The organism is Paracoccus seriniphilus (assembly GCF_028553745.1).
GTDB lineage: Bacteria > Pseudomonadota > Alphaproteobacteria > Rhodobacterales > Rhodobacteraceae > Paracoccus > Paracoccus seriniphilus.
Genome location: NZ_CP067129.1, coordinates 2682953 through 2707554, shown reverse-complemented (window position 1 = coordinate 2707554; position 24602 = coordinate 2682953). Strand labels below are relative to the sequence as shown.

Genomic DNA, 24602 nt, shown 5'->3' with positions numbered 1-24602 from the left:
ATGGCGGGCAAAGTGTTCAGCCCTTCAGCAGGGCGGCCAGTTCGGCCTGTTTCCGCGCGACCAGCTCCGCGTCGCCGTCGGATTCCAGGTTCAGGCGGACGACAGGCTCGGTATTGGATTTGCGCAGATTGAAGCGCCAGTTGCCGAAATCCAGCGAAACGCCATCCAGATCGTCGCGGCTCTGGGCCTGATCGGCATAGGCGTCGATCAGCCGCGCGATCGCGGCATCGGGGTCTTCGATGTGATAGTTGGTTTCGCCCGAGGATGGATAGAGCCGCATCCTCTCGGAAAGCAATTCGGCCAGCGTCTTGCCCTTGCGCGACAGCAGTTCCACCATCAACAGCCAGGGCACCATGCCGCTGTCGCAGTAGTAGAAATCACGGAAGTAATGATGCGCTGACATTTCGCCGCCATAGATCGCGCCGACATCGCGCATCTTGCGCTTGATGAAGGCATGGCCGGTCTTGCTGACGACGGCTTCGCCGCCCGAGCTTTCGATCATCGCGCGGGTGTTCATGACCACGCGCGGATCGTGAACGATCTTCTCGCCCGGTGATTTCTCGAGGAAAGCTGCGCCCAGCAGGCCAACGATATATTCGCCCGGAATGAAGCGCCCGTTTTCATCGAAGAAGAAGCAGCGGTCGAAATCGCCATCCCATGCCACGCCCAGATCAGCCTTTTCAGCCTGCATCCGTTCCACCGTGGGTGGTTGATTCTCGGGCAGCAGCGGGTTGGGGATGCCGTTGGGGAAGCTGGAATCGACGTCGTGATGCATGCGCACGAAGGTCAGCGGCGCGCCCCGGCGCTGCAATTCCTCGGCGATGGCGTCAAAGGTCGGGCCGGCAGTGCCATTGCCCGCGTTCACCAGGATCTTCATTGGTTTCAGCAGATCGACATCGACGAAATCGACCATCGCCTTGGCGTAATCCGCCCGGGCATGGCTGAAGTCGCTGACACTGCCCTTGGCCGCGGGCGCAAAATCTCCCGATGTCGCAAGTTCGATGATTGGCGGCAGTTCGGTCGCCGGATCCAGTGGGGCAGAGCCTTGCCCGACGATCTTCATGCCGTTGTAATTGATCGGGTTATGCGATGCCGTGACCTCGATTCCGCCATCCGTGTTCTGGAAGCCGGTATGGAAATAGACCTCTTCCGTGCCGGCCAGCCCCAGATCCAGCACATCCGCGCCGGCATCGGTCAGGCCTTCGATCAGGGCCTTGGCAAGTTCCGGCGATGATTCGCGGCTGTCGCGGCCCACGACGACGCGCTTGGCCTTGCGGGCCTGAGCAAAGGCGCGACCGATCCGATAGGCGATGTCAGGGTCCAGATTCTTGCCCAGTTCTCCTCGGACATCATAGGCCTTGAAACAGGTCACCTCGCGACGGCCAAGGTTGTTATCATTCGTCATTGGGACAAAACCTCTCTACGCAACTGTTGCCAGAACGGCTAACAGTTTGCCGGCAGAATTCAAGCACGCACTGGTCCTTACGGCTGAGGTGACGCGACCGAATTCCCGCGCTATGGCGTTTTCAGACAAGGAGGGCCGCCATGGGCGCACAACAGCTGATCAACGATTATTTCAAGGCTTTCAACGCCGGACAGACCGACCGGATGCTGGAATTGCTGCATGATGATGTCGAACATCACGTGAATGAGGGCAAGATTCGCAAGGGCAAGGAACTGTTCGCCCAGTTCAATGCGCATATGACGCATTGTTATCACGAGCAACTGACCGATCTGGTGGTGTTTTCCAATGAGGCCGGCGATCGTGCCGCTGCCGAATTCGTGGTCAATGGCACCTATCTGAATACGGACGAGGGCCTGCCCGACGCCAATGGACAGACATATTGCCTGCCTGCGGGGTCGTTTTTCTCGATCCGTGATGGCAAGATTGCGCGGGTGACGACCTATTACAATCTTTCGGACTGGATGGCACAGGTTACGGGATGACGGTTTCCACCAAGGTTCTGACCGGCGCGGATCTGGCTGCGGCGCTGGACGATGTGGCGCGGCTGCGCATTTCGGTCTTTCGCGACTGGCCCTATCTCTATGACGGCGACGAAGACTACGAACGCGATTACCTCAAGGCATATCAATCGCCCGGAGCGGTCGTCGTGGCGGCATGTGATGGTGATCGGGTTGTCGGTGCGGCGACGGGGGCACCGATGTCGGATCATGCCTCGGATTTCGCCGAAGCCTTTGCCGGTCGCCCTGAACCCATGTCCAGCATCTTTTATTGCGCGGAATCGATCCTGCTGCCCGAATATCGCGGGCAGGGCATCGGTCACGCCTTTTTTGATGCGCGCGAGGCGCATGCGCGTGCCCTGGGCATGCGCTATTGCGCCTTTTGCAGCGTCATCCGCCCGCAGGACCACCCGGCCCGTCCGGCGGATTACCGTCCACTGGACGGCTTCTGGCGCAAGCGCGGCTATGCTCCGCTGGAGGGCGTTCAGGCCAGTTTTTCCTGGAAGGATGTCGGCCAGCGCGAGGAAACCGAGAAGCATCTGCAATTCTGGATTCGCGAGATATGAAGATTGCCGCCGCTGCCTATCCGTTTGACTGGTTTGATGGTTTTTCCGAATATGAAGCCAAGATCACCCGCTGGGTCGAAGCCGCCGAAGGGGCCGATCTGCTGGTCTTTCCCGAATATGGCGCGATGGAGCTGGCCTCGCTGGGGGGGCGTGATGTTGCGGGGGATCTGCAGCTGAGCCTGATCGAGGTCGCGCGCCATGCGGATCGGGTCAGGGATCTGCACAGGCGGCTGTCGCGCGACCATGATTGCGTCATCCTGGCGGCCTCTGGCCCGTATTTCGGCGCAGAGCGTCCGGTCAATCGCGCGGCGCTTTATGCATCGGGTGAATTGCTCGGAGTGCAGGACAAGCAGGTGATGACCCGCTTTGAGCGCGAGGACTGGGATGTCGTGGGCGGGCAGGGGCTGCGGGTCTTCGAGACATCTGCGGGCAGGATCGGGATTCTGATCTGCTATGACAGTGAATTCCCTCTGTTGGGCCGGGTTCTGGCCGAGGCCGAGGTGGAAATCCTGCTGGTGCCCAGCTGCACGGATACGGTGGCAGGGTTCAACCGGGTGCGTATCGGCGCAATGGCCCGCGCGCTGGAGGGGCAATGCATTGTCGTGCAGGCACCGACGGTCGGCGATTGCGCATGGAATCCGGCGATCGACGAAAACCGCGGCAGGGCCGCGATCTATGGTCCGCCCGACGGGTTCTGGCCCGAAGACGGCGTCATTGCACAGGGCGAGATGGATCGACCCGGTTGGGTCACGGCCGAGGTCGATCTGTCACGTGTGGCGCAAAGCCGGCGCGAAGGGGCTGTCCTGCCCTATGCGCATTGGCCCGAAACGCTGGATGCGCGGCGAATTTGATGCTGCGACATCATTCATAACAAAAATTTACACAAGCTTTATTCATTGGGGCTAAACTCTGGCGGAGCGACGCCATAGTTTGGCAGTGATGTTACATGTGACTGATCATATTGCGATCGAAGAGTGGGAACTATCCGAGCAGTTCACCCGTTCACAGGGCCCGGGGGGGCAGAATGTGAACAAGGTCGAGACCGCCGTCGAATTGCGGTTTGAAGCTGCGCGATCACCCAATCTGCCTGATCCGGTCAAGACGCGGCTGCGCAAACTGGCGGGGCGGCGATGGACGAGTGATGGCGCGGTGCTTCTCATGTGCCAGGAAACGCGCAGTCAGGCCCGCAATCGCGAAATCGCGCGTGAGCGGCTGGCCGAGCTGATCCGGCGGGCAACGGTCGCGCCGAAAAAACGCATATCGACGCGGCCGACATTGGGCAGCCAGAGACGAAGGCTGAAGGCCAAGGCGGTTCGCGGTCAGGTCAAGAGTCTGAGGGGAAGGGTGGATAACGACGAATGAACGCCATACGGTCATCACTTCGCATGTTGCTGGGCAAGCGTCCGCCCGCGATGCAGGTTGCAGCCATCTGTCTGGACCGGAGTTCGGGCAAGGTCTTGCTGATCAGCAGTCGTGGCACCGGTCGATGGGTCGTGCCGAAGGGCTGGCCGATGGCGGGACGCACCCTGCATGGGGCCGCAGCGCAGGAAGCATGGGAAGAAGCCGGGATCAGGGGAAAGATCCGGGCAACCGAACTGGGGCGTTATCGTTATGACAAGACACAGGACGTCGGTTTTGCCTTTCCGGTCGAGGTTCGGGTGTTCCTGCTGGAGGTCGAGCATGTCGCCGATGATTTTCCCGAGGTTTGTCAAAGACGCCGTGAATGGTTCTTTCCCGGGCAGGCGGCCGAACTTGTCGATGAAAGGGGGCTGCAGGACATCCTGCGCGCCCTGCAGGGCAAGACGGCCTGTTTCGACGCCGCTGCGCGCTGCAACAAGGACACCCATGATGGCGGCTGACGGGGGCGCATCGGTGCCCGGCGACCCGACATGAAGACCGGTTTGCGCAGTTTTCATACCCTGGACAAGGATTTGCGGCGGATCACACATGCCGAGTCCGCGCAAAGATATGCCTTTCGTCCCGTTTGGTGGCTGGGACTGGCGGTTCTGGCACTGGTCCTTGGGGTGTTCCTGTCGGTCGGCATGTCCGGCGAAAATGCCGCAATGGTCGGCTTGGGTGCCGGGTTGGTGGTCGCAGGCTGGCTGGGTCTGGCCATTGGCTCGAACGATGTGGCGAATTCGCTGGGTCCGGCGGTTGGTGCCGGGGCCATCGGGCTGCTTCCCGGTCTGATCCTGGTGGCCTGTGCCGAAATCGGCGGGGCCAGTCTTGCAGGCGGAGCGGTAACCGACCGACTGGCCAGCGGGTTGTTCGATTTCGCCGGCCTGACCGCCGGGCCCGAGGCCCCGATCGTCATGCTGTCGGCACTGATCGGTGCCGCGGTCTGGATTACCACCGCGACCGGGATCGGCTTGCCGGTCAGCACCTCGCATTCGATGGTGGGTGGAATTGCCGGGGCGGGCGTGGCGGCATTCGGCATGCATGCGGTCCATTGGCCGACCCTGGCGCTGATCGCCTCGACCTGGGTCGTGGCACCGCTTGTCGCCGGTGGAATCGCGGGGTTGGTCCTGATCTATCTGCGTCAGCGGGTGGTCGATGCCAAGGACAGAGAGGCCGCCGCACGGCTGCATATCCCCGTTGTCGGCGCGCTCATGTTCGGCCTGTTTTCAGCCTATGTCGCATTGCTGGTGCAAGAGCGTTTCGGCGGCAGGCTGGTGCTGCCCGCAGGGGCCGCCGCTACGGTCCTTGGCTATCTTGTCATGCGCCGGGTCCTGGCAACGCAGCTGATCGGATCGGGCAACAAGGCCAGCGTCAAACGCATTTTCCGCCCGGCCCTGCTGGTTGCTGTGACCATGATGGGCTTTGCCCATGGTGCCAATGATGTCGGCAATATCGCCGGCCCGCTGACGGTCATCCTGACCGGTCCAGCATGGGGCGCGACAGCTACCGTGCCGGTGCTGGTGCTGACCATGGCCGGAGTCGCGATTGCCCTGGGCACAGTGCTGTTCGGTCGGCGTCTGGTGGTCATGGTCGGCAGCGGGATCACCCGGCTGAACGCCGGCCGGGCCTTTTGCGTGTCGCTGGCGACGGCCCTTGTGGTGCTGGTATCGTCCTCTCTGGGGCTGCCGGTGTCTACCACGCATGTGGCCATCGGCGGCATATTCGGTGTCGGCTTTGCGCGCGAATGGATGGATCGCAACAAGAACAAGCGTCGCTCTCCGCTGCCTGTCGAAGAGACCCGGCGCAGGTTGCTGATCCGGCGCAGCCATGTCGCCACGATCACCACCGCCTGGGTGGTAACCGTGCCGCTGACGGCCCTGTTGGGTGCCGGGCTGTGCCTTGCCTTTCTGGCCTTTTCGGTCTGATTCAGACCACGACCGGCCGTTCTTGCTGATCCTCGACCGAAAAGACCCTGCGATAGCGGCGGATTTCCTCGGCCGGGCCACTGGCCTTCAGCGGATTGTCGGAAAGCTTGACGGTCGGATGTCCGTCGGCCGCAACCGCCTTGCAGACCAGGCTGAAGGGTGACAGCCCGTTATCGGGCACCAGGCCACGGAAATCATTGGTCAACAGAGTCCCCCAGCCAAAGCTGACCTTGACCCGGCCGTGAAATGCCTGATGCAGTTCGACGATCTTGTCGACGTCCAGCCCGTCCGAGAAGATCACCAGCTTGTCACGCGGATCCTCGCCGCGTTCCTTCCACCAGCGGATCGCGGTTTCGGCACCTTCGGCGGGGTCGCCACTGTCGATGCGAATGCCGGTCCAGCCGGCCAGCCAGTCGGGCGCACGCTGCAGAAAACCCTTGGTGCCATAGGTGTCGGGCAGGATGATGCGCAGGTTGCCCTCATGTTCCTCGTGCCAATCGGCAAGAACGTCATAGGGAGCACGGCGCAGGGTTTCGTCATCGGGGGCCAGCGCGGCATAGACCATGGGCAATTCATGGGCATTGGTGCCGATGGCCTCGATGTCGCGGCGCATGGCCACCAGGCAGTTCGAGGTGCCGGTAAATCCCGTGCCCAGCCCCTCGATCATGGCCTGCACGGCCCAGTCCTGCCACAGAAAGCTGTGTCTGCGCCGGGTGCCGAAATCGGCGATGCGCAGATCCGGCAGCTTGCGCAGGGTCTGGATCTTTTCCCACAGCCGGGTCATCGCGCGGGCATAAAGAACCTGCAATTCGAAGCGGCCCATATCCTTCAGGACGGCGCGCGAGCGCAACTCCATGATCACGGCCAGCGCCGGAACTTCCCAAAGCATGACCTCGGGCCATTTGCCTTCGAATGTCAGCTCATATTGGCCGTCGCGTTTTTCCAGATGATAGTCGGGCAGCCGCAGGCCCTCCAGGAACTCCATGAAATCATGGCGGAACATCTGTCGCTTGCCATAGAACATGTTACCGCGCAGCCAGGTGCTTTCGCCGCGCGACAGTGACAGGTTGCGGACATGGTCCAGCTGTTCGCGCAGCTCGCCTTCGTCGATCAGTTCCGCCAGCCGGATCTGCTTGCTGCGGTTGATCAGGCTGAAGGTCACATTCGTGTCCGGCCGGTTGCGAAAGACCGACTGGCACATCAGCAACTTGTAGAAATCGGTGTCGATCAGGGATCGCACGATCGGATCGATCTTCCATTTGTGGTTATACACTCGCGTGGCGATGTCGACCATGTCGCGACCTCCTGAAGACAGCTTTCTGCTGGTGCCCTGAAATCGTGACCGCCTGCAAGCCCGCGTCACGATCTGTGGCGGATTGGATCAGTCCAGCGTGACGCCGGCCTCTTTCATGCTGCGTCTTGCCGCGTCGCGGCTGCCGTCAAGATCAATGGCGCGGGTGGCCTCTTCGATGACCGATACGGAGAACCCAAGCTTCGCGGCGTCGATGGCGCTCCAGCTGACACAGAAATCATGGGCCAGCCCCACGAAGGTCAGTTCGGTCAGACCACGTTCCCGCAGATAGCCCGCCAGCCCCGTCGGTGTGCTGTGGTCATTTTCGAAGAATGCCGAATAGCTGTCGATATCTGGCCGGAACCCTTTTCGCAGCACCAGATCCGCCCGCGACAGGTCAAGGCCGGGGTGGAATTCCGCGCCTGCAGTTCCGATCACGCAATGACGCGGCCACAGGACCTGTTGGCCATAGGGCATGTCGATGGTCGAGAAAGCACTCGCGCCGGGGTGGTTGTCGGCAAAGCTGCTGTGGTTTTCAGGGTGCCAGTCCTGTGTCAGGATCACGGCATCCGCTTGCTGCATCAGGGCGTTGATCGGCGCAACGATCTGATCGCCCCCTGCGACGGCAAGGGCGCCTTCGGGACAGAAATCATTCTGCATGTCGATGACGATCAGGGCCTTTGCCATGTTCCGGTCTCCCTTTGGCTTTCTCCTCATGGGTACGAAGCGCACCGTCGCGCGTCAATGACCAGGGCGTGCAACGACGGGTTGCCCTTGCCATACGGGGGCTGGCTGGCATATGCCGCGCCCATGCTGACAGTTGCCGCACTTTATCATTTTACCCGCTTTCCCGACCCTCGGGCGCTGCAGGCGCCCTTGGCCAGTCTTGCCTGCGCGCAGGGCGTCCGGGGCACCCTGCTTCTGGCGAAGGAAGGGATCAATGGCACCATCGCGGGCACGCGCGAGGGGATCGATGCCGTCCTGGCCCATATCCGCGCCTTGCCCGGCTGCGCCGATCTGGAGTGGAAGGAAAGCAGTGCCGAAACCATGCCCTTCGGGCGGATGAAGGTTCGCATCAAGAAAGAGATCGTGACAATGGGGCAACCCGATGTCGATCCCAAGGCAGCGGTGGGCCACTATGTCGAACCGGCGGAATGGAACGCGCTGATCTCGGCCCCGGATGTGGCGGTGATCGACACACGAAATGATTATGAGGTCGGCATCGGCACATTCGAGGGCGCCGTCGATCCCGGAACGAAAACCTTTCGTGATTTCCCGGCATGGTGGGCCGAGAATGCCCATCGCTTCCACAACAAGAAGATCGCCATGTTCTGCACCGGTGGCATTCGTTGCGAGAAATCGACCAATTTCCTGCTGTCCCAGGGGGTCGAGGACGTGTTTCACCTGAAAGGCGGTATCCTCAAGTATCTTGAGGAAGTCCCCGAAGAGGACAGCCTTTGGCAGGGCGAATGTTTCGTGTTCGATCAACGGGTCAGCCTGAAGCACGGGTTGAAGCAGGGGCGCTATGGCCTGTGTCATGCCTGCCGACGTCCGCTGTCGGATGAGGACAGGCAGCGACCCGAATTCGAAGAGGGTGTTTGCTGTCATCGCTGCGTGGATGAATATGACGAGGCCGATCGCGAGAGATTCCGCGAAAGGCAGCGTCAGTTCGAACTGGCCGCGCAGCGCGACAAGGGTTGAAACACGCAGGGGACAGACAATGGCGAATGTGCTGGGCATCGATCATCCGCTGATTGCCGTCGAGGATATCGATGCGGCCCGGCGCAGCTATGAGGCGCTGGGGTTTTCGCTGCGCCCGACATCGCAACACCCCTGGGGAACCTCGACGGTATTGGCGGTCTTTGATCAACAGTTGCTGGAATTGGTCAGCATTGGCGATGCCAGCCTGCTTGACGATTTCAGCGCCGGTGATTTCCGCTTCGGGCGGCATGTGGCCCACCATCTGGAGCAGCGCCAGGGGGTGGCACTGACCGCGCTTTACAGCGATGACGCCGAGGGCGATGCCGCCGCCGTGCAGGAACGTGGCGGGGAGTGCGCGGGAACCATTCATTTCGGTCGCGACGTCCAGACCGCCGATGGGCGTGCCGATCGGACCTCGACCACGCTCAAGGTATTTCACCGGGCCGGGTTGGAGCGTCTGACGATGTTCGCCTGCCAGCAGCACCGCCGCGATCTGATCCAGAACCCGGCATGGATGCGCCATCCCAATGGCGTCAGCGGAATTGCCTCGGCCACGATCATGGCCGGTGATGATGAGATGCACCCCGTGCGGAAATGGCTGGAAACCCTGCATGGTCATGAGGCCGAGCCGACGCCCTGGGGCTTTCGCGTGCCGACAGGCAGGGGAAGCTGGCGACTTGTCAGCCGAGGCCGGGCGGGTGATCTGTTCGGGGCGATGCCCGAGGGGCTGGCGGCGGATGGCGCACCCTCGGTCGTGTCGCTGGATTTCCGTTGTGAGGCATTGGGCCGGATCAACGCGTTGCTGACAGCGGGCGGCTTTGCCCATCATGTCGCGGGGACGGGCCTTGTGCTGACGCAGATCGACCGTCTGGGCGGCCTGTTGCTGACATTTCAGGAAGGATAACCATGTTCGACAGCGATCATATCTCTCAGGCGGTGGCATGGCGTCACGATCTGCACCGCCATCCCGAGCTGGGATTTCAGGAAACCCGGACCTCGGCGATGATCGCCGAACTGCTGACCGGCTGGGGCTGGCAGGTGCATCGCGGGCTGGCGCAGACCGGTGTCGTGGCGACGCTGGGGGCAGGAGGCCCGGTGGTTGGGCTGCGCGCCGATATTGACGCCCTGCCCATCGAAGAGGCGACCGGGCTGGACTATGCCTCGGTCCATCCGGGCAAGATGCATGCCTGCGGTCATGACGGGCACACGGCGATGCTGTTGCTGGCGGCGCGCCAGATTGCGGCCGAGGGCGTGCAGAACGGCACCGTCAGGCTGATCTTTCAGCCCGCCGAGGAAAATGACGGCGGCGCGCGGGTGATGATCGAAGACGGGCTGTTCCGCGAATTTCCCTGCGATTCGGTCTTTGGCATCCACAACTGGCCGGGGCTGGCGCCGGGGCGTCTGGTGGCGCGCGATGACAAGATGATGGCGGCCTTTGCCATTTTCGAGATCACCGTCGAGGGCAAGGGCGGCCATGCGGCCATGCCCGAGCAAAGCGATGGAGTCGTTGCTGCCGCCGCGCGCATCGCGGCCGCGGCGCAGGAATTGCCGGCACGTCGGCTGTCACCGCTTGATCCCGGCGTCATTTCGGTCACGCAGATCCATACCGGCTCGGCCTGGAATGTCTGCCCTGATCAGGCCGCGATCCGGGGCACCGCGCGCTGGTTCAGCCCCGAGGCAGGCGATATTCTGGAAACGCGGCTTGGTGAATTGGTTCAGGGGGTTGCGGCCTCGCAGGGGTGTCGCGCGACGATGGATTATCAGCGCCGCTATCCCGCCACGACCAACAGCCCGGCGCAGGCCGCGCTGGCGCGCCGGATTGGCGAGGAAATGGGGCTGGAGTTGCCGCAGGCCGAGCCCAGCATGGCTTCGGAAGATTTTGCTTTCATGCTGAATGAATGTCCCGGCGCCTATATCTGGCTGGGCGCGGCGCGCGAGGGGGCCAATCCGGGCCTGCATTCGGCGCTGTTCGATTTCAATGATGACGTTCTGCCGGTGGGGGCGGAATACTGGGTGCGGCTTGTGCGTCAGGCCCTGGCCTGATGGAGGGGCTGGATGGACGTTTCCTGCGTGAGTTTCTGGTTGTCGCGCAGGAAGGGTCGATCCGGCGCGCTGCCGAGCGGCTGAATATCGCCCCCTCGGCCGTCAGTCGCAAACTGGCCGAGGCCGAACGCCGTCTGGGCGTCATGCTGATCCTGCGCAGTTCGCAGGGCGTGGTGCTGACCGAGGCGGGGAGACTGGTGCGGGAACATGCGCTGCACTTGCAGGATGAACAGACCTTTCTGCTGGACCAGCTGGGGCGCTTTCGCGAGCAGGGCGGACAGGTCGTCCGCATCGCGCTTGGCGAAGGCTTTGCCGCCGATCTGATGCAGAACGGGCTGGCCCCTCTGGGGCGTGCCTATCCGGCGATGCAGTTTCGTGCTGATCTGGCCGGGACCGAGGAGATTCAGCGCCGCGTGATCGAGGGCGAGGCCGATATCGGCATTGCCTATGATCCGCTGACGACCTCGGCCACCCGCTCGCTGGCGACGATGCGGCAACCCCTTTGCGCGGTGGTGCCGGTGGGGTCCGATCTGCTTGGGTCCGCACCGCTGTCGCTGATGAAGGTGCTGGCCGGGCCGGTGGCGATGCTGGACGACCGGCACGCCATTCGCAGCCTTGTGGCCCGCGCGGCCAGCGATCGCGGGTTGGCGTTGCGCCCGCAGGTGGAAACCTCATCCATCGCGGCCCTGCTGCGCTATGTCGGGGCAGGTATGGGGGCGACTTTCCTGCCGCGCTTCTCGGCCTCGATACAGGCCGCGCGGGGCGAGGTGGTCATCGCCGATCTGAACGAAGAAATGCTGCAGCATGTCAGCGCCCATCTGTTCGTGCGCGCGCGGCGCAGGCTGTCCGGCTCGGTAGAAACCACGGCAGGTTTTCTGGCCGCCAATATGGCGGCATTCCAAGCCTAGGCGTTGCCATATGTGCAACGCGATGTAGCATTTTAACCAACTATTCAAGAACACTTCCGTCTAGGAAACTTGGCCAAAGTGAAAATGGACGAGGGTCTCATGGCGTTGAATGTCGGAGTGATAGGGTTGGGCGCGATGGGGGCGGGGATGGCCCGGACCCTGTCGGGCAAGGGATTCGCCGTATCGGCCTATGATCTGGCGGAAACGGCGCGCGCGCAGATCGCCGAACATGGCATTGCTGCCAGAGACAGTGCTGCCGATGTGATCGCTGTGGCGGATATCATTGTCCTGTCCCTGCCGCTGGCGCGTCACGTGCAGGAAACGATTGATGCGGCTTTTGACGCCAATGCCTTTGACACCGGCAGAAAGATCTTCATCGACACATCGACCTCCGAGGCTTCGGTCAGCCGTCAGCTGGCCGCGCGGCTGCAGCAGGCCGGGCATGGCTTTCTGGATGCACCGGTCAGCGGTGGCCCGCAGGGTGCGGCCAGTGGCAGCCTGTCAACGATGATCGGCGGGGAGGAAGAATTCGTTTCGACCGCCCGACCCGTGCTGGATGCCATTGCGGCCAAGATCATTCACGTCGGGCCAAGCGGCGCGGGCAATATCGCCAAGCTGGTCAACAACATGCTGGTGGCCTGCCACATGCTGACCACGACCGAGGCGATGCGCCTGTCCGAGGCCGCGGGCCTGCCCGCCGAGGACGCGCTGCGCGTCATCAACAGCGCCACCGGGCGCAGCGCCATCAGCGAGGTGCATTTCCCGACCTGGGTTCTGGACAACAGCCTGAACAGCGGCTTCTCGGCGGGATTGATGCGCAAGGACATGAAACTGGCGCTGGAACTGGCGCAAGAGGCCGGATGCACGCTGCCGGTGGCGGAACTGGCCGCAAGGCTCTGGGCACCGGAACAATCGGGACTGAAAGACAGCGATGACTTCATGCAGATCGCGGATCTGCGCGGAAAGGTGGAACACGATGGCGAATGACATGAAACATGCCCCCAACAGCGCCGCTGAAATCGCGCGCCTGCTGACCGAACTTCTCGGCCACCCCGAGGTTGCCAGTCATGTTGCCGGTGACGCGATGGCCGGCGATGGCGAATTGCTGGAACTGACCGATCCGGCGACCGGGCGGGTCATGGCCGAATTTCGTGATGCCGGTGCCGAGGTGGTCAATGCCGCCGCTGATGCCGCGCAAGAGGCGCAGCGCATCTGGGCGGCCAAGACCGCATCCGAGCGCGGCCGCATCATGTTCGAGATCGCACGTCAGATTCGCGCCCATGCCGAACCTCTGTCGCGGCTGGAATCGGTCTCGGCGGGACGTCCCATTCGCGATACCGGTGGTGAACCGGCACGCATGGCCGAGATGTTCGAATATTACGCCGGCTGGTGCGACAAGATCACCGGTGACGTGATTCCGGTGCCCAGCAGCCATCTGAACTATACCCGCCATGAACCTATCGGCGTGGTGGCGCAGATCACGCCCTGGAATGCGCCGTTGTTCACCTGCTGCTGGCAGGTCGCGCCGGCCATCGCAGCGGGCAACGCGGTGATGCTGAAGCCTTCGGAACTGACGCCCCTGTCATCGCTGGTCGTGGCTGCGCTGTGCGAACGCGCGGGCGCGCCAAAGGGGCTGGTCAATGTGATCGCCGGTCGCGGCGCATCGGCAGGGCAGAAGATGATCGACCATCCGGCTACGGGGCTGGTGGTCTTTGTCGGTTCGGCGCAGGGCGGGGCCGCTGTTGCTGCCGCGGCCGCAAGACGGATGATCCCCAGTATTCTGGAACTGGGCGGAAAATCGGCGAATATCGTCTTTGAGGATGCCGATCTGGACCGCGCGATTGTCGGGGCTCAGGCAGCCATCTTTGCCGCTTGCGGGCAAAGCTGCGTGGCGGGCTCGCGGTTGCTGGTGCAGCGCAGCATCCATGACCAGCTTCTGGAAAAACTGGCCGAGGCCAGCGCGCGGATCCCCGTCGGGCTGCCGCTGGACACCGCGACGCAGATCGGCCCGGTCAACAATGCGCGCCAATGGGACAAGATCAACGATATGGTGCATCAGGCCCAGGCCGCAGGCGCGCGCATCGTCACCGGGGGAGCATGCCCCGAGCATCTGCGCGACAGTGGCGGCTATTTCTATGCGCCCACGATCCTTGGCGGCGTGTCGCAGGATATGGTGATCGCACAAGAGGAAGTCTTCGGGCCGGTGCTGTCGGTCATTCCATTCGAGGATGAGGAAGAGGCCGTCGCGCTGGCCAATGCAACGCCCTTCGGTCTGGCCGGAGCGGTCTGGACGCGCGATGTCGGGCGCGCGCATCGGATGGCCGACAGGGTCAGGGCCGGAACCTTCTGGATCAACAGCTACAAGACCATCAATGTCATGTCCCCCTTCGGCGGTTTCGGACAGTCGGGCTATGGTCGTTCTTCGGGGCGCGAGGCCCTGGCGGCCTATACCACGACCAAATCGGTCTGGGTGGAAACCGCGGCCGAACCGGTCATTGCCTTCGGATACGCACCGGGTTGAGCTTTTCGCTTGCGACGTGGATAAGGCCCGTCCGTTTCGCAAGCGTCCTGCCACCAGATAACGGGCCGGTCACAACAGAGAGGTCTACGATGAACAGTGCGAAGGATATCCTTCTTGACTGGCGCCTGCATGCAAGCGTCCTGATCATCACCATCATTTCCGAGCTGATCGGAGTCATCAAGGTGCCGATCGGCATCGGCTCGATTCTGCTGCTGCCGCTGCTTTACGCCTTTGTGCTGGGGCTGCTGATCAACCCCAATGTGGTGCGCAGGGCGGGGGCCTGGATGGGCCAGCGCGAGGTGCGCGCTGCCTCGCCCCTGATCGTCATCGCGATCATGCCCTTCATCGCGAAATTCGGCACCATCATCGGCCCGTCCATGGAGCGGATCATCGATGCCGGTCCGGCGCTGATCCTGCAGGAGCTGGGAAACCTGGGTACGATCGTGCTGGCTTTCCCGATCGCCGTTCTGGTTCTGGGCATGGGGCGCGAGGCCATCGGGGCCAGTTTCTCGGTCGCGCGTGAGCCCAATATCGCCATCATTGCCGACAAATACGGCCTGAAATCGCCCGAAGGTGCCGGCGTCATGGGGGTTTATGTCATCGGCACGCTGTTTGGCACATTCATCTTTGCCATTCTGGCATCGCTGCTGGCGACCAGCGGCCTGTTCAGCATCGAAGCGCTGGCGATGGCCTGCGGCATCGGCTCGGGTTCCATGATGGCGGCCTGTTCGGGCGCATTGGCGCATGCCGTGCCGGATATGGAAGAGACCATCCTGGCGCTGGCCGGTGCCAGCAACGTGCTGACCTATGCCACCGGACTTTACCTGTGCATCTTTGTCGCGCTGCCCGTGACCGAGAAGCTTTATGCCTTGCTGGGGCGCAAGACGCCTGCAACCTCTGAGCTGGGAGAATGAAGATGAGCGATTCCGATATCCCCGTCGATCACGAATCCGAATTCAAACCCGATCTGGCGCAGAATGCGGCGATGCTTGCCGTGGTCTGCGTGATCGGCCTGATCGGCAATACCGTCGCCACCGACAACACCCTGATGCAGGGGCTGGTCGGAATGCTGGTGCTGTTCGTCATTTCGATGATCGGTCTTCTGCTGACGTTGACCGTGCCCTTCAAGCTGCCCTCGGTGGCCTGGATTTCGCTGGTGGGGATCGTTGCGACATTGCCATGGACGCCGGGCAGCGCCTGGGTTCTGGACAAGGTCTCGCATGTGAACTTCCTGACACTGGCCACCCCCTGTCTGGCCTATGCCGGGATCGCCATCGCGCGGCGCGAAATCGACATCGCGCGCACATCGGGCTGGAAGATCTTCATCGTCGCCGTGCTGGTGATGACGGGCACCTATGTCGGATCGGCCTTCGTCGCGGATCTGTTCATGTAACCACCTGCCGGGCTGCGCCAGATCCTTTTTCCCTGGTGCGGCCCGGATCGGCGGATTGGCAGGCGAAACTGCCGATCATCGCCCCGCTTTGGCGCGGCCATCAGTTTCTTATGTGCCAGATCACCTTGGTCATTGTGCCAAAGAGGCTTTCCAGGCCATCCTGACCTCCACGAAGTACGAAAAGTACCGGGCAGCCACGGGCTGCGACCAATCTGGAGGTAACAACGCATGTCCCACCCGAAAGAGCCCGAGCCGGGCAAGGCGCTGTCCGATTTCGCCACAGGCGCGCTGCCGGGAATCGGTGACTACTATAGCGCGACCCAGTTGCGCGCGGACCGCTGGAGCGTTCTGAGCGATGTGGCCGAGGAACTGGCCGTGCATGGTGTCGACGGGCGCAAGAGCAAGAAGCTGCTGAAACAGGCCGAAGACCTGATCATCGCGCTGACGCCGATCGAAACCTATTGGGCCTTTCCCGGCGCGGCGGCTTTTTCCTATATGCATCGGTTGCTGGAACAACGGAAAATCGCGGATTTTTCCCATGCCGTCCGGCGCGCGGCGCGGGCGTTGATTTCCGGCGCATATCGGCGTCGCACCATCCATCTGACGGCCGAAGAAAGCGAGAACGAGGATTTCGAGGATGAAGCCTCGCTGTCGCCGGACGCCCGTGCGCTGGGGCGGCCCTATTTCGAGGTGCTGATTGTCGATGACCTGAACGAACATCAGGAACGCTGGCTGCGCTCTCGTCTGCAGAATGCGCGCCGTCCCGAAGACGCCTATATCTATGAGCCCGTGATCGTGCCCAGTCTTGAGGACGCGCTGATCGGCATCCTGTTCAACCACAATGTTCAGGCCGTGGTGGTGCGGCCGGGGCTGGCGTTGAAATCACGCAACAATGTGAAGCTGCTGAACAAATACCTGCGTCGAGGCGGCGCGGATGAGGACGTCGATGCGCTTGACCCCGAGGAATATGGCGCCGAGACCTGTCGGCTGGTCCATAGCATTCGACCCGAACTGGACACCTATCTGGTGACCGACCGCTCGGTCGAGCGGGTCGCGGCACAGGATCTGGGCGGTTGCCGGCGGGTCTTCTACAATCAGGAAGATTTCTTCGAACTGCACCTGAATATCCTGCGCGGCGTGAACAACCGCTTCAAGACCCCCTTCTTCACGGCGCTGAAGGAATATTCGCAACAGCCGACCGGCGTATTTCACGCCATGCCCATCAGCCGCGGCAAATCGATTGCCCGCAGCCATTGGATTCAGGATATGGGCGCGTTCTATGGCCCCAATATCTTCCTGGCCGAAACCTCGGCGACCTCGGGCGGACTGGACAGCCTGCTGGAACCGCGCGGGCCGATCAAGAAGGCGCAGGAAGCCGCCTCGCGGGCCTTCGGGTCAAAACAGACCTTCTTCGCGACCAATGGCACTTCGACCTGCAACAAGATCGTCGTTCAGGCGCTGATCCGTCCCGGAGACATCGTTCTGGTGGACCGCGACTGCCACAAGTCGCATCACTATGGCATGGTGCTGGCCGGGGCCAATGTGGTCTATATGGACAGCTACCCGCTGCATGAGCATTCCATGTATGGGGCCGTGCCGATCCGTGAAATCAAGCACAAGCTGCTGGAATTGCGTGCCTCAGGCAAGCTGGACCGCGTGCGCATGGTGCTGCTGACCAACTGCACCTTCGACGGGCTGATCTATAACGTCGAACGGGTCATGGAGGAATGTCTGGCGATCAAGAAGGATCTGGTCTTCCTCTGGGACGAGGCCTGGTTCGCCTATGCCCGATTCAACCCGGCCTTCCGCCAGCGCACCGCCATGCATTCCGCCTGCGGGTTGCGCCGCAAGCTGCGCGATCCGGAACGCAAGGATCAATGGATTGCCCAGAGCGAAGCCCTGAAGGACGCCGATGACGAGGCATGGCTGGACACCCGGCTGATCGCGCCGCCGGATGCGCGGGTGCGGGTCTATGCCACCCAATCGACCCACAAGACGCTGACCTCGCTGCGGCAGGGCTCGATGATCCATGTCTATGATCAGGATTTCAAGGGAGAGACAGAGCAGGCCTTTCACGAGGCCTATATGACCCATACCTCGACCTCGCCGAACTATCAGATCATCGCCTCTCTGGATGTGGGGCGGCGGCAGGTCGAGCTGGAGGGCTATGAATTCGTCCAGCGCCAGATCGAAAGCGCGATGTCCTTGCGCCGTGCCGTCACCACCCATCCGCTGCTGAGCAAATACTTCAAGATATTGACGCTGAGCGACATGATTCCCTCGCAATATCGCGAAAGCGGGGTCGAGGCCTATTACGATGCCAAGCGTGGCTGGACCGACACCTGGGACTATTGGGCCACGGATGAATTCGTTCTGGACCCGACCAAGGTCACCGTCACGGTCGGCGGCACGGGCTGGGATGGCGATACCTTCAAGACCCAGATCCTGATGGACAAGCACGGTATCCAGATCAACAAGACCTCGCGCAATACCGTGCTGTTCATGACCAATATCGGCACGACCAGATCATCCATCGCCTATCTGATCGAAGTGCTGATCAGCATCGCCAAGGATCTGGATGATCTGCTGGACGATGCTTCCAAGATGGAGCGCCGGTCATTTGATGCACGCGTAAAAAGCCTTGTCGAACATGTGCCGCCCTTGCCCGATTTCAGCCGCTTCCACACCGCCTTTCGCAATGGCAATACCTCGGAAGGCGATATCCGCAGCGCCTTCTTCCTGGCCTATAACGAGGACAACTGCGACTATCTGGACCTTGATCAGGCCCTGCAGGAAAAGCTGGAGACGGGGGAAGAACTGGTTTCGGCCTCGTTCATCATTCCCTATCCGCCGGGCTTTCCGATCCTTGTGCCCGGTCAGGTCATCAGCCGCGAAATCCTGACCTTCATGCGGGCGCTGGATGTCAGCGAGATCCACGGCTATCGGCCCGATCTGGGGTTGCGGATCTTTACCGCCGATGCCCTGAATGCGGTCGCGGCACAGTTGAAATAGCCGACAGGGCAGGGCGGTCTGTCAGAAGGTCGGCGGCGTACAGGCGCTGACCACGATGCAGCGCTTCTTGCCGATGTTGCGGAACCGGTGCGGGCGGCGGCTGTCAAAGATATAGGCGTCGCCCGGGCCCAGAACCTCGACCTCTTCCCCGACGGTGATCTCTATTTCGCCTTCCAGAACGAAACCGGCTTCCTCGGATTCATGACTGTAGAGCGTCGGTCCGGTATCGGCGCCGGGGTCATAGGTTTCATGCAGCAGCATCAGATTGTTCTGATCCGCACGCCCGACCCGCAGCAGGGACAGCTTGGCACCGGTCGCCTCGGGGCCATGAACGGCGGCCGAGCGGATCGAGGGCAATTCGCCGTCGCGCCAGAAGGTCTTGGGTTCCTCGGCATCTTCCTGAAAGAAGTCGACCATGCTGGTCGTCAGCCCGCCCAGGATCTTTTTCAGATTCGCGACCGAGGGGCTGATCTTGTTCTGTTCGATCATCGAGATGAGACCATTGGTCACGCCCGCGCGTGCGGCCAGCTGGCGTTGCGACAGTTTCTTGAGTTGCCGCAGATTGCGCAGTCGCGTTCCAATGTCGAAATCGTCGTCGTCGGCCATGCTTGTCCACTTCATCTGTCGTTGTCTTGCCCCGAGGTGAAAACGGGCCGGGCCGGTTTCACCTATTCAAGGCATCTTGTCACTAAGATCACTTTGGTTAATATATTGATCACAGTTTAAGGACAGATGCCATGACCAATGCAGAACTTTCGGCACGCCGTGCCAGCGCCATCTCTCGTGGAGTCGGGGTTTCTACGCCTCTTTTCGCGACCCGTGCCAAGAATGCCGAACTGTGGGACAGCGAAGGCAATCGTTTCATCGACTTTGCCGCAGGGATCGCGGTGGTCAACACTGGCCACGGTCATCCGCGTCTGGTCGAAGCAGTCAAGAACCAGATCGATCACTTCAGCCATACCTGCCATCAGGTTGCGCCCTATGAAAACTATGTCGAACTGGCCGAGCGTCTGAACGCCGCCGCTCCGGGTGATTTCGCCAAGAAATCACTGTTCGCAACCACCGGTGCAGAAGCCGTCGAGAATGCCGTCAAGATTGCCCGCGCCCATACCGGTCGCCAGGCCGTCATTGCCTTTTCGGGCGGTTTCCATGGGCGAACCTTCATGGGCATGGCGCTGACCGGCAAGGTTCAGCCCTACAAGGCCGGTTTCGGGGCGCTGCCCGCAGATGTCTGGCATGTGCCCTTTCCAACCGAGGCCCATGGCATCACGGTGGCGGATTCGCTGGCGGCCATTGGCAATCTGTTCAAGGCGGATGTCGATCCGACCCGCGTTGCCGCGATCATTTTCGAACCGGTGCAGGGCGAGGGCGGCTTCTACCCCGCTCCGGCCGAACTGGTCCGCGGCCTGCGCGAGATTTGCGACGAGCATGGAATCCTGCTGATCGCGGACGAGGTGCAGACCGGATTCGCGCGCACCGGCAAGCTGTTTGCCATGGAACACTATGATGTGGCGCCCGATCTGATGACCATGGCCAAGAGCCTTGCAGGTGGCTATCCGCTGTCGGCCGTTGTCGGCCGGGCCGAGGTGATGGACGCCCCGCAACCGGGTGGTCTGGGCGGAACCTATGGCGGCAGCCCGCTGGGAATCGCGGCGGCACTGGCGGTTCTGGATGTCATCGAGGATGAGGGCCTGTGCGAACGTGCCGAAACCCTGGGCAATCAGCTGAAGGCGCGCCTGAAGGGTCTGCAGAACGAAGTGCCTGAAATGGCTGATGTTCGTGGCCCCGGCTTCATGGTCGCCGCCGAATTCATCGATTCCGACGGCACCCCGCTGCCCGAAATGACTGCAGCGGTGCGCGACGAGGCCCTGAAACGCGGGCTGATCCTGCTGACCTGCGGCGTTTACGGCAATGTCATCCGCTTCCTGTCGCCGATCACCATCGAGGACGAGGTATTCGCTGAATCGCTGGATATCCTGACCGAATCGCTGCGTGCCGCCCGAAAAGCCGTGACCGAAAGCCGCGCTGCCTGAGCCGGATTCCCGCCTTCAGGGCCGCAGTCCGCAATGGGACGGGCCATATGAAATATTTCGGGCGGGGGACGAGACATCTCTTTTGCCCGAAATTCAGGCATATACGGCTGCGGGCCGGATGAATGCTCCGTTCCGCATTGTAAACGGGGCGGGGCACTACACATAGATAACGACATCTGGTCGTTCGCGGCAGGAACGCTGCGCGCGCTAACAGGAGATTTGGAACAGAATGACCCCCTTTGCGATTGCAGGCATACAGATGCATGTTTCGGCGCTGCAGTCGAATGTCGAAGCCATGTTGCAGCGCGTCGATATTCTGATGGCGCGCTTTCCCTGGACGCAGATGGCGCTGTTCAGCGAATTGTCTCCATTCGGCCCGTTGAACAAATTCGCGCAGCCGTTTCCCAATGCCGCTCTGGAACAGTTCCAGCAAAAGGCCCGTCAGCACCGTCTTTGGCTGATCCCGGGGTCGATGTTCGAACAGACCGAGGACGGGCGTATTCTGAACACTTCGGTCGTGATCAATCCCGATGGCGAGATCGTCACCAAATATTCCAAGATGTTCCCCTTCCGGCCTTACGAAGAGGGTATTGCTGCCGGAACCGAATTCTGCGTCTTCGACGTGCCGAATGTCGGGCGCTTTGGCCTGTCGATCTGCTATGATATCTGGTTCCCTGAAACGACCCGACAGTTGACCAGCCAGGGCGTCGAAGTGTTGTTGCATCCGGTCCTGACCGGCACCACCGACCGTGACGCAGAACTGGCCATCGCGCGGGCAACGGCGGCGCAGTTCCAGTGCTATGTCTTCGATGTGAACGGGCTGAGTGCCGGTGGCGTCGGACGGTCGCTGGTTGTCGATCCTTCGGCAACGGTGCTGCACCAATCGGGCGGACAGGAAGACATCTTCCCCATAGAGGTCGATCTGGATCAGGTCCGTCGACAGCGCGAGACCGGCATGAAGGGACTGGGTCAGGTTCTGAAAAGCTTCCGCGACCGCAGCGTGGATTTCTCGGTCTATGACCGCAGCAGCGGCACCGACAGCTATCTGCAAAAGCTGGGACCGCTGCAGACGCCGGGTCAGGGGTCGCCCGCCGGGCTGCATGGCGCGGATCCGCGCAGCATGCTGGCCACGCCTCCGACACATGTTCCCATGACACCGGTTGCCGCCCAGGCCCAACCCGAGATCGTTCCGGCGGTGCCGCCCAAGGTCGCACATCGCGTCGAATGATCCTTGACACGGCCCTGTCGCGCAGGTTTGCGCGGCAGGTCGCAGCCATCGCGAAGCAAAGCCCTTCCGGTTGTGGCGTATCAGGCTTGTGAGAACTGTCCCACTGTGCCAGCGTTTCGGTAACGACAAGCAAAATGCTGGACCTGCAACAGGGGGGAGCCGCCCATGCCGAAAAAGACGCTGAAGAACATTTCCGAGATCCGTCGCTATTTTCACACCAATAGCGATCCGATCTATTTCGTCTCGGCCACGAATTTCAATCTTCTGGGCATCGATGAATGGGTCAAGAACTTCAAGTATATCTGCTACATGGATTGCTTTGACGGGCGTCACCCGAATGTCTTCGTGCCGTCCGAAGTCCCGCATGAGGAATTCCAGTCGATCGAGGACATCAACAACTATCTGTTGCAACACAAGGAAGTCATCGACCTGATCAAGCGTCGGGGCGGCAAGCCGAAATTCGTCTTTCTGATGTTCGATGAAAAGACCGAGATGCTGGTCAAGGAACTGGGCGGCGAAATCTGGTTCCCCAAGGCCAAGCTGCGCGAACGCTGTGACAACAAGATCGAAACCGTCCGCATCGGCAACAAGGCCGGCGTGCCCTCGGTGCCCAATACGCTGTCGGTGATCAAGGATTATGCCGATCTGAAAAAGATCTGCGACAAGGCCGGTCTGGGCCATGACCTGGTGCTGCAATCGGCCTTTGGTGACAGCGGCCATACGACCTTCTTCATCAAGTCCGAGGCCGATTTCCGCAAGCACCAGCATGAAATCGTCGGCCAGGGCGAGATCAAGATCATGAAGCGGATCAATTGCCGCGGATCAGCCATCGAAGCCTGTGTCACCCAGCAGGGGACCATCGTGGGCCCGCTGATGACCGAACTGGTCGGCTTCAAGGAATTGACGCCCTATCGCGGCGGGTGGTGCGGGAACGAGATCTTCTCGACCTCGTTTGCGCCTGCCGTGCGTCAGAAGGCGCGCGATCTGACCTTCAAGTTCGGTGAACAACTGCGCAAGGAGGGCTATCGCGGCTATTTCGAACTGGATTTCCTGATCGACAAGAAGACCGGCGACCTGTGGCTGGGAGAGCTGAACCCAAGGATCACCGGTGCCAGTTCGATGACCAATCATGCGGCTTTCGCCCATGCCGATGCGCCGCTTTTCCTGTTCCATCTGCTGGCGTTCTCGAAAAAGCCCTTTGAACTGGATGTCGCCGAACTGAACGCAAGATGGGCTGACCCCGACATGATCGACAGCTGGTCGCAGATGGTCATCAAGCATACCGACGACAATGTCGATATCATCACCGAGGCCCCGCAAAGCGGCATCTACAAGATGCTTGATGACGGGCGCGTGGTGTTTGACCGCTTCGATTACCACCGCCGCGCGGTCGAGGCCGAGAATGAGGCCTTCTTCCTGCGGATCTCGGCACCGGGTGATTATCGCTATGAAGGCGCCGATCTGGGCATTCTGGTGACGCGGGGCCGGTCCATGACCGCCGGGTTCAAGCTGACCGAACGGTCCCAGAAATGGATCCACGGCATCAAGAACGCATTTTCCGCCCAGCCGCTTCCGGCGGCGCAGGCCATGGAGCCGCCTGCCTTCAAGATCATGTAAGCCAGGACATGTCCCTGAACTTTCAGGCGATCAGCGAAGACGAGCCCGGCCCGATCTGGGCCGGGTTGTTCAACCTGTACTGGCCGTCCTATCGCAAATGGTGGGCTTCGGAAGGTTTGTCCGGCCGTCCCACCTATCGCGAGTGCCGTCTTGCGCTGGCACAACATATGCCGGAAATCCTGCCACTTTACGAAGAGCTTTGCGAACTGGTTGGCGGTGGGGACAGCCAGGCCAGATTTCTCAGTTTCTATTGCCCGCCGCGCTATCTGTCGGGCTGCAGCCAGGCAATCTGGCAGGGCGACAGGCCGCTGCTGGTGCGCAATTACGACTATAGCCCGGATGCCTTTGACGCCATCCTGATGCGCACAGCCTGGCAGGGACGGCGTGTCATCGGGATGAGCGATGGCATGTTCGGGCTGATCGACGGCATGAATGACGCCGGGCTGGCTCTGTCCCTGACCTTCGGAGGGCGGCGCGAGGTCGGCGATGGTTTCGGCATTCCGCTGATCCTGCGCTATATCCTGCAGACCTGCGAAACGCTGGACGAGGCCGCCGAAGTGCTGCGCCGCGTGCCCTGCCACATGAGCTATAACGTCACCGTTCTTGACGCAGAGAGGCGCTATTTCACCGCCTATCTGACGCCGGACCGCCCGACGATCATCTCGCAGACTCCGGTCGCCACCAATCATCAGGAGCGGGTGGAATGGCCCGGTCATGCCAGGTTTACCGCCACGGTGGAACGTCAGCGGTTCCTGCTGAACCGGCTGACCCTGCACCCGGAAACCCAGGATCGCTTCATCAGCATGTTCCTGCGCCCACCGCTGTATTCCACTGCGTTTTCTTCGGGGTTCGGCACCTTGTATACGGCGGCTTATATGCCCGCCGATCAGATGATGCAGGTCTGGTGGCCCCATCACGTCTGGACCCATAGTTTCGATCATTTCGTGACCGGCTCGCAGCGCGTGCTGATCCCGCATTCTCCGCCCTTGGGCTGACGGTCCGGT

At 61.6% G+C, this 24602-nt stretch carries 23 protein-coding genes; 19 read left to right on the top strand and 4 right to left on the bottom strand.

Going from position 1 to position 24602, the window contains the following annotated elements; all coding sequences use genetic code 11:
• Positions 1–16: 16 nt before the first annotated feature.
• Positions 17–1405 carry a phosphohexomutase domain-containing protein gene (locus JHW44_RS13265; RefSeq protein WP_089342451.1) on the bottom strand — a complete coding sequence of 463 codons (1389 nt, stop codon included), beginning with the start codon at positions 1403–1405 and terminating at the stop codon, positions 17–19.
• Between the two features lie 140 nt (positions 1406–1545).
• Between JHW44_RS13265 and JHW44_RS13260 the strand changes: the two genes are divergently transcribed.
• The 6 genes from JHW44_RS13260 to JHW44_RS13235 all read left to right on the top strand — a co-directional run bounded on the left by JHW44_RS13260 (position 1546) and on the right by JHW44_RS13235 (position 5851).
• Positions 1546–1947 (top strand): ketosteroid isomerase-related protein, encoded by a 402-nt coding sequence (locus JHW44_RS13260; protein ID WP_089342452.1) that lies wholly within the window; start codon positions 1546–1548, stop codon positions 1945–1947.
• Positions 1944–2528: a GNAT family N-acetyltransferase gene (locus JHW44_RS13255; RefSeq protein ID WP_089342453.1), complete on the top strand. Its 585-nt coding sequence runs from the start codon at positions 1944–1946 to the stop codon at positions 2526–2528. The genes JHW44_RS13260 and JHW44_RS13255 overlap by 4 nt, the downstream gene beginning before the upstream one ends.
• Positions 2525–3379, top strand: a complete 855-nt coding sequence (locus JHW44_RS13250) for a carbon-nitrogen hydrolase family protein (protein WP_089342454.1) — start codon at positions 2525–2527, stop codon at positions 3377–3379. The genes JHW44_RS13255 and JHW44_RS13250 overlap by 4 nt, the downstream gene beginning before the upstream one ends.
• 88 nt (positions 3380–3467) lie before the next feature.
• A complete protein-coding gene (arfB, locus tag JHW44_RS13245; protein ID WP_089342455.1) occupies positions 3468–3890 on the top strand; it encodes an alternative ribosome rescue aminoacyl-tRNA hydrolase ArfB in 423 nt (140 codons plus the stop codon).
• Entirely contained in the window at positions 3887–4387 is a 501-nt protein-coding gene (locus tag JHW44_RS13240) for an NUDIX hydrolase (RefSeq protein ID WP_089342456.1), read from the top strand. The genes arfB and JHW44_RS13240 overlap by 4 nt, the downstream gene beginning before the upstream one ends.
• A gap of 30 nt (positions 4388–4417) precedes the next feature.
• Positions 4418–5851 carry an inorganic phosphate transporter gene (locus JHW44_RS13235; protein ID WP_089342457.1) on the top strand — a complete coding sequence of 478 codons (1434 nt, stop codon included), beginning with the start codon at positions 4418–4420 and terminating at the stop codon, positions 5849–5851.
• Position 5852: 1 nt separating this feature from the next.
• Here JHW44_RS13235 and pncB read toward each other — a convergent pair whose 3' ends face one another.
• On the bottom strand, positions 5853–7145 hold the full coding sequence (gene pncB, locus JHW44_RS13230) for a nicotinate phosphoribosyltransferase (RefSeq protein ID WP_089342458.1): 1293 nt from the start codon (positions 7143–7145) through the stop codon (positions 5853–5855).
• A gap of 87 nt (positions 7146–7232) precedes the next feature.
• Positions 7233–7829, bottom strand: coding sequence for a bifunctional nicotinamidase/pyrazinamidase (pncA, locus tag JHW44_RS13225; protein WP_089342459.1), 597 nt, complete (start codon positions 7827–7829; stop codon positions 7233–7235).
• 123 nt (positions 7830–7952) lie between these two features.
• On the opposite strand from pncA, the gene trhO reads away from it, so the two are divergent.
• From trhO to JHW44_RS13180, 9 genes are all read left to right on the top strand, one after another.
• The gene (gene trhO, locus JHW44_RS13220) at positions 7953–8843 is read left to right on the top strand and encodes an oxygen-dependent tRNA uridine(34) hydroxylase TrhO (protein ID WP_089342839.1); all 891 of its coding nucleotides are present in this window, start codon (positions 7953–7955) and stop codon (positions 8841–8843) included.
• Between the two features lie 19 nt (positions 8844–8862).
• Positions 8863–9747 (top strand): VOC family protein, encoded by an 885-nt coding sequence (locus tag JHW44_RS13215; protein ID WP_089342460.1) that lies wholly within the window; start codon positions 8863–8865, stop codon positions 9745–9747.
• A 2-nt stretch (positions 9748–9749) separates the two neighbouring features.
• Entirely contained in the window at positions 9750–10886 is a 1137-nt protein-coding gene (locus tag JHW44_RS13210; RefSeq protein WP_089342461.1) for a M20 aminoacylase family protein, read from the top strand.
• Positions 10886–11794 (top strand): LysR family transcriptional regulator, encoded by a 909-nt coding sequence (locus JHW44_RS13205; RefSeq protein WP_089342462.1) that lies wholly within the window; start codon positions 10886–10888, stop codon positions 11792–11794. Before JHW44_RS13210 ends, JHW44_RS13205 begins: the two co-directional genes overlap by 1 nt.
• 84 nt (positions 11795–11878) lie before the next feature.
• Positions 11879–12781, top strand: coding sequence for an NAD(P)-dependent oxidoreductase (locus JHW44_RS13200; RefSeq protein WP_245846750.1), 903 nt, complete (start codon positions 11879–11881; stop codon positions 12779–12781).
• Entirely contained in the window at positions 12771–14315 is a 1545-nt protein-coding gene (locus JHW44_RS13195) for an aldehyde dehydrogenase family protein (RefSeq protein ID WP_218822525.1), read from the top strand. The genes JHW44_RS13200 and JHW44_RS13195 overlap by 11 nt, the downstream gene beginning before the upstream one ends.
• An 89-nt stretch (positions 14316–14404) precedes the next feature.
• Positions 14405–15229, top strand: a complete 825-nt coding sequence (locus JHW44_RS13190; RefSeq protein ID WP_089342464.1) for a DUF3100 domain-containing protein — start codon at positions 14405–14407, stop codon at positions 15227–15229.
• 2 nt (positions 15230–15231) lie between these two features.
• Positions 15232–15708 (top strand): hypothetical protein, encoded by a 477-nt coding sequence (locus tag JHW44_RS13185; protein ID WP_089342465.1) that lies wholly within the window; start codon positions 15232–15234, stop codon positions 15706–15708.
• Positions 15709–15936: 228 nt separating this feature from the next.
• Positions 15937–18720 carry an aminotransferase class I/II-fold pyridoxal phosphate-dependent enzyme gene (locus JHW44_RS13180; RefSeq protein WP_089342466.1) on the top strand — a complete coding sequence of 928 codons (2784 nt, stop codon included), beginning with the start codon at positions 15937–15939 and terminating at the stop codon, positions 18718–18720.
• A gap of 21 nt (positions 18721–18741) precedes the next feature.
• Here JHW44_RS13180 and JHW44_RS13175 read toward each other — a convergent pair whose 3' ends face one another.
• Complete coding sequence (locus tag JHW44_RS13175; protein WP_089342841.1) at positions 18742–19326, bottom strand: cupin domain-containing protein; 585 nt, start codon at positions 19324–19326, stop codon at positions 18742–18744.
• Between the two features lie 131 nt (positions 19327–19457).
• On the opposite strand from JHW44_RS13175, the gene JHW44_RS13170 reads away from it, so the two are divergent.
• The 4 genes from JHW44_RS13170 to JHW44_RS13155 all read left to right on the top strand — a co-directional run bounded on the left by JHW44_RS13170 (position 19458) and on the right by JHW44_RS13155 (position 24593).
• Positions 19458–20753, top strand: coding sequence for a 4-aminobutyrate--2-oxoglutarate transaminase (locus JHW44_RS13170; RefSeq protein ID WP_089342467.1), 1296 nt, complete (start codon positions 19458–19460; stop codon positions 20751–20753).
• 229 nt (positions 20754–20982) lie between these two features.
• Entirely contained in the window at positions 20983–21981 is a 999-nt protein-coding gene (locus JHW44_RS13165; protein WP_089342468.1) for a carbon-nitrogen hydrolase family protein, read from the top strand.
• A gap of 165 nt (positions 21982–22146) precedes the next feature.
• On the top strand, positions 22147–23598 hold the full coding sequence (locus JHW44_RS13160) for a biotin carboxylase (RefSeq protein WP_089342469.1): 1452 nt from the start codon (positions 22147–22149) through the stop codon (positions 23596–23598).
• An 8-nt stretch (positions 23599–23606) separates the two neighbouring features.
• Positions 23607–24593 (top strand): C45 family autoproteolytic acyltransferase/hydrolase, encoded by a 987-nt coding sequence (locus JHW44_RS13155; RefSeq protein ID WP_179217594.1) that lies wholly within the window; start codon positions 23607–23609, stop codon positions 24591–24593.
• The last annotated feature ends 9 nt before the right edge of the window (positions 24594–24602 follow it).